The sequence below is a fragment of the Bacillus sp. FSL K6-1006 genome, from assembly GCF_038593175.1.
Classification (GTDB): Bacteria; Bacillota; Bacilli; order Bacillales; family Bacillaceae; genus Bacillus; species Bacillus safensis.
The window spans coordinates 1,027,345-1,038,070 of sequence record NZ_CP151970.1; the positions used below are offsets into that span (position 1 = coordinate 1,027,345).

The following is a 10,726-nucleotide window of genomic DNA, read 5'->3' on the forward strand; positions in this document are numbered from 1 at the left end:
TATAGGCAAGAGAGGGGAAGATGAACATGAAAAAAGTGCAGCTTGACGGCGCAGCGTGCAGGTCGCAAGAAGAGCTTCATGACCAGCTAAAAACAGTTTTACACCTTCCTGACTATTATGGGAAAAACCTTGATGCCCTTTGGGACTGTTTGACAGGAGAGGTGACTCTTCCAGTTGAACTGACATGGGTGAATTTTCAAACGAGCAAAGACGCTCTTGGTGATTATGCTGAGAGCTTGCGTCAGTTATTTCAAGAAGCAGAAGAAGAACTGAATGGACAATTTCAATTGAATATTCAATAAGAGAAAAAGCAGCCGCTGCCGCAGGCTGTTTTTTGAGTTTTCGTCTTTTTTATACCGCTATTGAATATTTCACTAGATGTGATAATATATGAACTGTCGCTTAATTGATAATGATAATCATTTATGGCGGATAGAGCTTGATAGAAAGTGAGAAACCTGTATGAAGTTGTATCAATTAAGTTTGTTATTTGTATGTTTGGCATGTATATCTCTGTTTGTCGGCGTACAGGATCTGTCCATTTTAGAACTGTTTCATTTAACAGATGAACAAGTGCACACGTTAGTTTCAAGCCGCCTCCCGCGTCTCGTGAGTATTGTGCTTGCTGGTATGAGCCTTAGTTTATGCGGCTTTATTATGCAAAGCATGACGAGGAATAAATTTGTTTCACCAACCACTGCAGGAACGATGGATTGGGCGAAGCTTGGTATTTTAGCAGCAATGCTTGTTTTTACACATGCGAATCCGCTTATGAAAATGGGGATTGCGTTTCTATTTACTTTAGCTGGGAATCTTCTTTTCTTAAAAATCCTGCGGCATATCAAGGTGAATGATACGATTTATGTACCATTAGTCGGCTTAATGTTTGGGGGGATTGTCAGTTCAATATCTACGTTTATAGCCTATAAATATGATTTGATCCAAAACGTATCCGCATGGCTTCAAGGGGATTTTTCTCTTATTGTCCAAGGGCGTTATGAACTGCTCTATGTGAGCGTTCCACTATTGATCATTGCGTATTTATATGCTGACCGCTTTACAGTGGCAGGCATGGGCGAGAGCTTTGCTGTCAACTTAGGTTTAACGTATAAACGTGTGATGGCAGTTGGTTTGGTGATCGTTTCAATGATTACGTCTGTCACCATTTTAACTGTCGGGATGCTGCCATTCCTTGGATTAATCATTCCGAATATTGTTTCGATCTACCGCGGCGATCACTTGAAAAAAAGCCTCCCGCATACAGCTTTACTAGGAGCTATTTTTGTTCTGATTTGTGATGTGCTCGGAAGGGTGATCATTTATCCATATGAAATATCGGTTGGGCTCATGGTAGGCATCATCGGGAGTGCGATCTTCCTGTACATGTTATTAAGGAGGAAACGCTATGCATAAGAAACGTATATTATGTCTGATTGCAGCCATTGCAGCCGTGTTGATCGTAATTTTTATTACCTTTCAAATGGGGTACTGGCCGTACACAGTCCCAAGCCGTTTAAAGAAAGTGCTTGCGATGACATTAACGGGAGGCGCGATTGCCTTTTCATCTGTTGTCTTTCAAACTTTGACCAACAATCGAATCTTAACGCCGAGCATATTGGGTTTAGACGCACTGTACTTGTTTTTGCAAACAGCGATTATTTATGTGTTTGGGTCGACTCATTTAATGATCGTCAATAAGAATCTTAATTTTTTCCTTTGCGTTGGGCTGATGATTCTATTTTCTGTACTGCTGTATACAGTCATGTTCAAACGCAAAAATAAACACATTTTCTTACTTCTGCTTGTTGGAATTGTGTTTGGGACATTGTTCAAAAGTCTTTCTTCGTTTATGGAAATGCTGATCGATCCGAATGAATATCAGGTCGTACAGGATAAATCCTTTGCAAGCTTTAATCACATGAACACGGACATCTTACTGATCGCTTCTGTTTTATTTGCGGCGCTGTGTGTTTACATTTGGACATTCCGCTCCAAATTAGATGTCATGTCTCTTGGCAAGGAACATGCGGTGAATCTAGGCATTGACTACGACAGCATCACAAAAAAGATGCTGATCGTGATAGCTGTCCTTGTGTCTATCGCAACGGCACTTGTCGGACCAATTACGTTCCTCGGCTTACTTGCCGTAAACGTCGCACGAGAGCTTTTTCGGACATACCGGCATACATACTTGCTATTAGGCTCTTTATTTATCAGCGTGATTGCTCTTGTAGGCGGGGAATTTCTTGTAGAAAAGGTATTTACTTTTCAAACGCCGCTTAGTGTGTTGATTGATTTAGTCGGCGGACTGTATTTTATTTATTTACTGTTAAAGGAGAGTCGTTCATGGTCTTGATGAAGGGCGTCAGTAAGGCGTATAACGGAAAAACAGTGCTTCACGACACAACGATCAGTGTGAAAAAGGGACAGCTGACGTCTCTCATTGGTCCGAATGGTGCGGGGAAAAGCACGCTTTTATCCATCATGAGCCGGCTGATTCAGCCAGACTCAGGTGCAGCTTATTTAGAAGACAAGCCATATAGTGCATACCCTCCGCAGGAACTTGCAAAGAAAATGAGTATTTTAAAGCAGGCCAATCATATGAATGTGCGGCTGACCGTTCGGGAGCTTGTCAGCTTTGGCCGTTTCCCTTACTCGCAGGGTCATCTGACAAAAGAGGATGAGAAGATGATTGATGTGTCCCTCCAATACATGAAGCTTGCCGATATCCAGCATCAATATGTAGAAGAACTGAGCGGTGGGCAAAGACAAAGAGCTTTTATTGCAATGGTGCTGGCGCAGGATACAGATTATATTTTCTTAGATGAGCCTTTAAACAATTTGGATATGAATCATTCTGTCGAGATGATGAAGCTCTTTCAGCAGCTCGTCAAAGATCTTGGGAAAACAATTGTTGTGGTTCTTCATGATATTAACTTTGCCTCTGTGTATTCCGATCATATCGTCGCCTTAAAAGATGGACAGGTCATTAAAGAAGGTGGAGTGGACGACGTGATTCAAACAGAAGCACTTGAACAAATTTATGACATGCGCATACCGATTGAAGTTATTCGTGGTGAGCGTATTTGCTTATATTTTTCTTAAAAAATGAAGAGGTGATTACGTATGAAAAAATGGATATGGATAATGACTGTATTAACAGCGATCGTGGTACTCGCTGGCTGCGGAAATCAAGGACAAACAGAAGGAATTAAAGAAGAAACTGTGACGGTAAAAGACATGCTGAATAAAGATGGTGTAAAGATCAAGAAAAACCCGAAAAAAGTGGTCGTGTTTGATATGGGAAGCCTTGATACGTTAGACAAAATAGGTGTGAATGTAACAGCTTTACCGAAACAAGCGGTGCCTAAATATTTATCAAAATATGAAGGAGACAAATATGAAAATGTCGGCGGATTAAAAGAGCCGAACTTTGAAAAAATTGCAGAAATTAAGCCGGATTTAATCATTATCCAGCACCGTCAAGCAGATGCATTCGATGAATTTTCTAATATTGCCCCTACGATTTATATGGATGTAGACAATGCCAATTATATGGAATCATTTAAAAAGAATGCCAAAACTTTAGGCAAGGTTTTTGATAAAGAAGACAAAGTTAAAGAAGAACTTGCAGCCATTGATCAAAAAGTGGATGCTTTAAAGAAAGAAGCAAAAGAGTTAAAGAAAAATGGGCTGGTGATCATGGCGAACGACAGCAAAATGACAGCGTTCGGACCTAAGTCAAGATACGGTCTCATCCACGATGTGTTTGGTATCACACCGGCAGATCAAAAGCTTGAGCCATCTGATAAACACGGTCAAAGCATTTCGTATGAATACATGGTCAAAACGAACCCAGACTATCTATTTGTCGTTGATCGAGGCGCAGCGATCGGAGAAGAAACGTCTGCGAAACAGCTTGTTGAGAATGATTACGTGAAATCAGTCAAAGCGATCAAAAACAACCATGTGGTGTATTTGAACTCTGACATGTGGTATCTATCCGGCGGCGGGCTTGAATCATTATCTGCCATGATTGGTGAAGTAAAACAAGGTATTAGCCAAAAATAATGAACGAAAGCTGCTCATCTTGAGCGGCTTTTTTATTGTGGATTCATAAAAATATGTTGCGTGCAGGAAACTTTCATCAAAATATGTTATAGTGGAACCTACATTGATAGACTAAGATAGAGTGAGGGTTCGGAAAGGATGAAGGAAAAAAGATCAAAAAGAAGACTAAGGCCTTGGGTAAAAGCCGTGCTGTTTATCATGGCATTTGTCATGGTGATGGCAGTGTCCGTGACTGGATACGCATACTATAAAATTTCAAAAGCGTCGAATAAGGCGCAAGTATCATTAGAAAGAGGAGACACCTCGCAAAAGCGTGTGAAAGCTTTTGATCCAGGAAAGGACAGCTTTTCGGTGCTGCTGCTTGGAATTGACAGCCGTCCAGGTGAAACGGTAGATGAAGCAAGAAGTGATGCGGTCTTACTGGCGGCGGTGAACCGAACAGACAAAACCATTAAGCTTCTCAGTATTCCTCGTGATTCTTATGTAGATATACCGGGAAGAGGATATGATAAAATTGCTCACGCCCATGCGTTTGGGAGTGCAGATTTGTCAGTCAAAACGGTCGAAAACTTGTTGAACATTCCTGTAGACTATGTGATTTCAGGGAACTTTAAGGCGTTTCAAGACATTGTGGATGAGCTAAATGGAATTGACGTAACGATTGAAGATGAAAGCATCGCAAAACAGATGGAAAAGGATTCAAAGGGAAAAGTTCAAGTGCAAACAGGCACTCATAGACTGAATGGCGAAGAAGCTTTAGCCTTTGTGAGAACGAGAAAGGCTGATAGTGATCTCATGCGCGGAAAGCGCCAAATGGAAGCACTTCAAGCCATCTTTGAAAAATCTAAATCGATTTCTTCGATCCCGTCATACGACAACATCATTGATACGCTTGGTGATAATGTCTCAACCAACCTTTCCATGAAACAGTTCATCGGTCTTTTTCCATTACTGAGCTCATTGAAATCAGTGGATACGATTCAGCTAAAGGGCCATGATTATCAGCCTGGGAATGTGTATTACTTTGAGTTAGATGGACCAGGATTAGAAGAAGTTAGAACAGAGCTGAGAAAACAGCTTGAATTATCATAAATAAGAAGGAGCCTGCCGCCGCGGCAGGCTTTTTTTGCATGGGTACCGCGCCGCATTTCAGCAAGAAGTTAATTTGCTTGATGCAGAAAATATGCAGTCAGCAGTTCCTCTACCCGGTGACGTATACGCGGATTAAAGTATTTATGCTTTTCTTCATAGCCATTTATGATAAATAGATACGTTGTAAATCCTTCATCGTGTTCAATTTGCTGTACTTTCATATTTTCTTTACGTAAATGCTGCTTCAGTTCGTAAAGTGCTTTCTGTGCTTCCTTTAACACAGAGGTCACAAGCTGAATGTATGGTTCATTTAGTTTAAATGTTTGATGTTGTTTTAAGTGTGTCAGGTCACGATTGAGGATGGAGATGACCATTGGAAGAAAGATGGCCTGTTCCATCATCTGAAGCTGTATTCTTGATAGTCTTGTCATGTCCAAGCCTGCTTTCTTTATGAATAGAACAAATGTTCTTGTTTATTATATCGAATGAGTCAAACAATCTCAAGGGGGCGAGTGGGATTCATTTGTATATTTTTATGTTTTCCATGTAAAATGAAATGTAGACAAACCTTGAAGGAGTCAAACAAGTTGACATCATTTCTTTCTCTATTTACTCATGAAAATATCACATCATTTTTTGAAAGCTACAAGGCTTTTGGACCAATTGTCGCTATATTGCTTCCTCTGATTGAAGCATTTCTTCCGTTTTTACCACTTGTGGCGTTTGCGGTGGCCAATGCAAATGCATTCGGCCTTTGGGAAGGCTTTTTATTAACCTGGATCGGTGCAAGTGCAGGGTCTATTCTTGTCTTTTTACTGATCAGAAAATTTGGACAGATGAGAATGCTGAACTTTATCAGCAGACACCCTTCCATTAAGAAATTGATGCTTTGGGTAGAGAAGCGGGGATTTGGTCCGTTATTTATTTTACTCTGCTTTCCTTTTACACCTTCTGCGGCTGTCAATGTTGTCGCAGGCTTATCAAGAATTAGCATGTGGCAATTTTCATTAGCTGCTTTAGCTGGTAAGTGTGTCATGCTCTTTATCATTAGTTTTATCGGTTATGATCTTTCTGCTTTAGTAAAGAATCCGTTAAGAAGTGTTTTTGCGGTTCTAGTTATCGTTTTATTATGGTATGTTGGAAAGAGAGTAGAAAATAGGTTGAATATTCGAATGAGCAAGCGTGAGGACAAAGGAGGCTCTTAATGAAAAAGAAGCCATTGCTGTGGTTGATGATTATTACATGCATCGTCTTATTGTTCCAGGTAAAGAATTTCATGTTTGTGAAGTATAAAGTAGAAGGGGTTAGTATGGACCCTACATTTACAGATGGAACAGAATTATTAATCAACAAGTTCTCGCCAAAACTCACGAAAATTAGCCGGTTTGATTATGTGTTATTTCACGGACCCAAAAATCAAATTTTGATCAAACGGGTCATTGGGCTCCCAGGAGAATCGATCAAGTATGTAGATGATCAGTTATTTGTCGATGGGGAAAAATGGAAAGAACCCTATTTAAAAGAGCAGAAAAAACATAAAATGGGGAATGTCCTGACAGGAGATTTTCAGCTGAAAGCTATCACAGGACAAGATAAAATCAAAAAAAACCATTACTTCGTGATCGGAGATAACCGAATACATAGCTTCGACAGCCGGCATTTTGGAACGATTTCAAAGGATCAAGTAGTTGGTGTCAAAAGAAATCAGAATGAATAAAAGAAGAGGCGCTCTGCACATGCAAAGCGTCTCTTTTTTTATTTTGCGGCTTTATATTCAGGATGTCTTTTTGCCCAGACATGATGTAAGAATCGAAAAAACGGTGGCAGCATCGCAATGACAAGAATGATTCTAACGACTTGTACAGCTACTACAAAGGTTGAGTCCTCATGGAGTGTGACTGCTGTTGTTGCCATTTCTGCAATACCGCCAGGTGAAAAGGCAAGAATGGCTGTAATGACAGAAATGCCTGTGACCTCTGCAATGGCAATTGAACTGAGAACCGTTGCAGCAATCAGTCCAGCTGAGCTGACGACGGCCACAATTAACGTGTTTTTTAGCCCGACAAACATCTGTTTATTCATTTTTGAACCGATGGTTGCACCTAGAAATACCTGTGACGCGATATTCGCTTGTGCTGGCCAGTAAGGAATCAAATCATGACCTATGAGAGCACCTGCACCTACTTGAAGAGCTGCAACTCCTAACATACTGCCAATCAGCCAAGGGGCAGGGAAATGAAGACGAACCGCGAGGCGTGACATAAGCCAGGCACCTAAAATAAGTGCGATACTCCACGAGATATTTGACAGGGTGAAAACGCCGGATGAAAAGGCGCTCCCTTGCACGGTTGCAGCTGCATCCGCTGGATTTTTTGTATTTAAATAGAACACCGTAAATGGGATGGTGAGTACCACCATTAATACACGTGTTGTTTGTACGAGACTGACAACGGCTGTATTTGCTCCAACCTCTTGGGCAATCCCTGGCATAGCAGATAAACCGCCTGGTGCTGTTCCGACAAAACTGGTCAGCATATCTGTTTTACTCAGCTTCCATAAGGCAAAGCCAGAGAGCATCGCCAGTAGAATAGAAAAAACGAGCATGAAACTCACAGGGAGCCAATGTTCAGTGAAAATATGAAGAACTTTCATGTTCATTTTCTGTCCGAGTTCGATTCCGAGAATAAATTGACCAAGGAGTAGCCATCTGCTGTGGATACGCAAGGTGTTGTTTCCTTTACGCTGAAACAGGGCGGGACGTCGCATGGCAATAAATGCAGCCGTGATTAATGTTCCGATCATCCAGCCAATAGACATTCCTGTTAAAGACAAAAGAAATCCACCTAAACCGCTTATCGCGATCAAAATGAGATCGGTTCGAAGGCTGTTTCCTTGTTTCATCACATGTAAACCTTCTTCCTGTAAATTTGTTCAGTAAGTGAAATGTTGTTATCTTCACTATAATACAAAAGTCTCTATAAATAAAATACGAATTTTTTTACCAATTTCATAAGATTATCTTATCGAGAATCAGATTGCCTATTGATATAAATAGGTTCGTAATTTTTACCAAGAAGCAAGGTAATATGCAACGATTTTCCCCTATTTTGGTTATCTGTTGACTATCATTTTCAATTACACTACAATCCTTAGTGTGAGGTGATGACATGAAAATTCCTTCTTTTAAATATAATGAAAAGGGTTTGAATCGCTTTTTCGGTCCTTTAGAGGGAAGGATTATGGAGATCCTTTATCAAGGTGAGGGTATGCCGATTAAAGAAGTGCAGCAGAAGCTGTCAGATGAGAAGCCGATTAATTTCAACACGGTGATGACTGTGCTGAACCGCTTAACCGAAAAGGGAATTGTCGAGAAGAAAACAAAAGGGCGTTCATCTATTTATAATCCCATTTTAACAAAAGAAGAATTTCTAAATGAGCAGACAAAATGGATTACCCAAGGGCTGATGGACGATTTTGGTCCACTGGCAGTGAATCATATGGTGGATGCAATTGAAAGTGCTGACCCTGAATTACTCAAAGTGCTTGAAGCAAGGCTGGCATCCAAAAAAGAGGAGCAGCAAAATGAATAAAATGAAATCGAGCCTGCTGTTTTTAGGCGGTATATTGATTGGTTTAACGATTTTTTATCAGATGGGTTATTACGTGCTTTCAAGCTTTTTTGGCTGGAATCAAGCATATAATCTTATTCATGTATGCCAGTCTGTTCTCGAATTCTATGGATTCACTCCTTTGAAATATTTTCTAGATGCTTTAGTCCTCTACACACTGGGATTTGCGATTTTCTATATGACGAAGCAAATCAAAACGTACATTCAATTCAAGCAAAATCTGATGCTTGCAGTCGATTACCACTCGACCGAATCTTTATCTGAGAAATATGCAAATGACATCATTGTGTTTCATTGTCATGAACCGCTTGCTTTTGCCATGGGGATGCTTCACCCAAAGGTTTACTTATCAACGTCTCTCATGGACATGCTGGATGAAGAGGAGATTGACGCTGTTGTTTATCATGAATTACACCACAAATACAGCTATGATCCTTTAAAGGCTTTCACATTCTCAATGCTCACAAAAGTCATTTGGTACATTCCAGTGTTAAAGCATATGAGACAAAGCTATTCCGTTTTTCGTGAAGTGATCGCAGATGACTATGCGATTCGGCAGACAGGCACTGAGCTTGGAGTAGGGCAAGCCCTTTTGAAGCTGATTAAAAAGAGAACGCAGTTTCAAAAACAAACGAAGTTTGCGGTATCCTTTGGAGATCGGGCATTGAATTTAAGAATACAGAAGATCTTAAATCCAACATACAATATTCCTTTCAATGTACCCATCATTCCCATTGTCACATCAACCATTCTCATGGTGGCCTTAATGATTATGCTTAACCTAAATTACTAATTTTTTTTACTTATTAACATTACATTATGTAGTGCAAAAACAGGAGGAAATCACTATATGAAAACGAATCAAGAAATAGGAACACTTTTTGTACGTGTTATTTTAGGTATTATCTTCTTTCTACACGGACTTCAGGCATATCAAGGAGGTCTGGGGGGAACAGCGGCATTCTTTGGACAAATCGGTGTACCGGAATTTATGGCCTATATTGTAAAGACAATTGAGCTGGTCGGTGGTATCGCCTTGATTTTAGGTCTAGGAACACGTATTTTCGCAGCATTATTTGTACCAATTATGGCTGTGGCGATTATTACGGTTGGTTTTTCTAAAGGATTTGTTGGCGGTTATGAATTTGAACTATCGCTGCTTGTCATGGCCCTTTATTTAACACTCAGCGGCAGTAAGATGCTGTCCATTGATGGGTTGCTAAAACATCAGCAGCAAAGCAATGAAGCAAAATTTCATTAAACGATCATGAAAAAACTCCTTCTGCTATTTGTGGCAGAGGAGTTTTTTTATTTATCAAATTGTCGTTTTCACGTTTGAAAAAGTGAAAGAGATGAGGGATTTATTGAGAATAGTATTTTATTTGATAGATTGAATGAACAAAAAGCCGATTTCATTTTTTGACGGAACATACGATCTCCTATTAAAATAGGACTATCTAAGACACATGGTGCGTTAAAAGATATAAAAACCATACAGCATGCTGCTGTTCATCTTGAGCGATACGTTTCATCAGCTCTTTTGTTCCTTGATCCCGGACATAATCTGATATCGTTAAGTAAAAATCGACTGTTCTTTGTTCATCTTTAAATGCGAAAAGAAGCCCTTCTCTAAATTGATCTGGACAAGGTTCTGTTACGCTTGGTTTGTGATTTTTACCTGTTAAAGAATAATACAGCTTTGAAAATAGTTGATAGTGTCTGACTTCATCCTGACGTATTTCTTGAATGATTTTTTTTGCCTCAGGAGTTTTTGCTCTTTGAGCAAGTTTTTCGTAGCATTGGATCGCAGAATATTCACCATTGATTGCTTTTTCAAGGTCTGAAATGATTCTTGTGTTTTGGCGCATGTCATATGGCGGGTAGTCGTAATAACCGTAATACATGATATTGCCAGCCTCCTTTGAGTTCATGAT

General features: G+C 40.0%; 14 protein-coding genes. 11 read left to right on the forward strand and 3 right to left on the reverse strand.

Going from position 1 to position 10,726, the window contains the following annotated elements; all coding sequences use genetic code 11:
- Positions 1–26 precede the first annotated feature (26 nt).
- From NSS65_RS05150 to NSS65_RS05175, 6 genes are all read left to right on the forward strand, one after another.
- A complete protein-coding gene (locus NSS65_RS05150; protein ID WP_034282178.1) occupies positions 27–302 on the forward strand; it encodes a barstar family protein in 276 nt (91 codons plus the stop codon).
- 160 nt (positions 303–462) lie between these two features.
- A complete protein-coding gene (locus NSS65_RS05155) occupies positions 463–1,413 on the forward strand; it encodes an ABC transporter permease (RefSeq protein ID WP_041117046.1) in 951 nt (316 codons plus the stop codon).
- Positions 1,406–2,356 carry an iron chelate uptake ABC transporter family permease subunit gene (locus tag NSS65_RS05160; RefSeq protein ID WP_034282174.1) on the forward strand — a complete coding sequence of 317 codons (951 nt, stop codon included), beginning with the start codon at positions 1,406–1,408 and terminating at the stop codon, positions 2,354–2,356. The genes NSS65_RS05155 and NSS65_RS05160 overlap by 8 nt, the downstream gene beginning before the upstream one ends.
- Positions 2,347–3,105: an ATP-binding cassette domain-containing protein gene (locus tag NSS65_RS05165; RefSeq protein WP_034282171.1), complete on the forward strand. Its 759-nt coding sequence runs from the start codon at positions 2,347–2,349 to the stop codon at positions 3,103–3,105. The genes NSS65_RS05160 and NSS65_RS05165 overlap by 10 nt, the downstream gene beginning before the upstream one ends.
- Before the next feature lie 21 nt (positions 3,106–3,126).
- Positions 3,127–4,071: a siderophore ABC transporter substrate-binding protein gene (locus NSS65_RS05170; RefSeq protein WP_046310460.1), complete on the forward strand. Its 945-nt coding sequence runs from the start codon at positions 3,127–3,129 to the stop codon at positions 4,069–4,071.
- Positions 4,072–4,209: 138 nt separating this feature from the next.
- Positions 4,210–5,163: an LCP family protein gene (locus NSS65_RS05175; RefSeq protein ID WP_034282168.1), complete on the forward strand. Its 954-nt coding sequence runs from the start codon at positions 4,210–4,212 to the stop codon at positions 5,161–5,163.
- Positions 5,164–5,231: 68 nt separating this feature from the next.
- Here the strand turns inward: NSS65_RS05175 and NSS65_RS05180 are convergent, their stop codons facing one another.
- Positions 5,232–5,594, reverse strand: coding sequence for a hypothetical protein (locus NSS65_RS05180; RefSeq protein ID WP_034282166.1), 363 nt, complete (start codon positions 5,592–5,594; stop codon positions 5,232–5,234).
- Between the two features lie 156 nt (positions 5,595–5,750).
- On the opposite strand from NSS65_RS05180, the gene NSS65_RS05185 reads away from it, so the two are divergent.
- Both NSS65_RS05185 and lepB read left to right on the forward strand, forming a co-directional pair.
- Positions 5,751–6,368 carry a TVP38/TMEM64 family protein gene (locus NSS65_RS05185; protein ID WP_024425492.1) on the forward strand — a complete coding sequence of 206 codons (618 nt, stop codon included), beginning with the start codon at positions 5,751–5,753 and terminating at the stop codon, positions 6,366–6,368.
- On the forward strand, positions 6,368–6,880 hold the full coding sequence (gene lepB / locus NSS65_RS05190) for a signal peptidase I (protein ID WP_034282162.1): 513 nt from the start codon (positions 6,368–6,370) through the stop codon (positions 6,878–6,880). The genes NSS65_RS05185 and lepB overlap by 1 nt, the downstream gene beginning before the upstream one ends.
- A gap of 38 nt (positions 6,881–6,918) precedes the next feature.
- Here lepB and NSS65_RS05195 read toward each other — a convergent pair whose 3' ends face one another.
- A complete protein-coding gene (locus tag NSS65_RS05195) occupies positions 6,919–8,064 on the reverse strand; it encodes an AbrB family transcriptional regulator (RefSeq protein WP_034282161.1) in 1,146 nt (381 codons plus the stop codon).
- Between the two features lie 266 nt (positions 8,065–8,330).
- Between NSS65_RS05195 and NSS65_RS05200 the strand changes: the two genes are divergently transcribed.
- From NSS65_RS05200 to NSS65_RS05210, 3 genes are read left to right on the forward strand one after another with little or no spacing between them, the layout of a single operon-like run.
- A complete protein-coding gene (locus tag NSS65_RS05200) occupies positions 8,331–8,753 on the forward strand; it encodes a BlaI/MecI/CopY family transcriptional regulator (protein WP_034282159.1) in 423 nt (140 codons plus the stop codon).
- A complete protein-coding gene (locus tag NSS65_RS05205) occupies positions 8,746–9,585 on the forward strand; it encodes a M56 family metallopeptidase (protein WP_034282157.1) in 840 nt (279 codons plus the stop codon). Before NSS65_RS05200 ends, NSS65_RS05205 begins: the two co-directional genes overlap by 8 nt.
- A 57-nt stretch (positions 9,586–9,642) precedes the next feature.
- Positions 9,643–10,053, forward strand: a complete 411-nt coding sequence (locus NSS65_RS05210) for a DoxX family protein (RefSeq protein ID WP_034282155.1) — start codon at positions 9,643–9,645, stop codon at positions 10,051–10,053.
- Positions 10,054–10,249: 196 nt separating this feature from the next.
- Here the strand turns inward: NSS65_RS05210 and NSS65_RS05215 are convergent, their stop codons facing one another.
- Positions 10,250–10,696, reverse strand: a complete 447-nt coding sequence (locus NSS65_RS05215; protein ID WP_034282153.1) for a ferritin-like domain-containing protein — start codon at positions 10,694–10,696, stop codon at positions 10,250–10,252.
- Positions 10,697–10,726 lie beyond the last annotated feature (30 nt).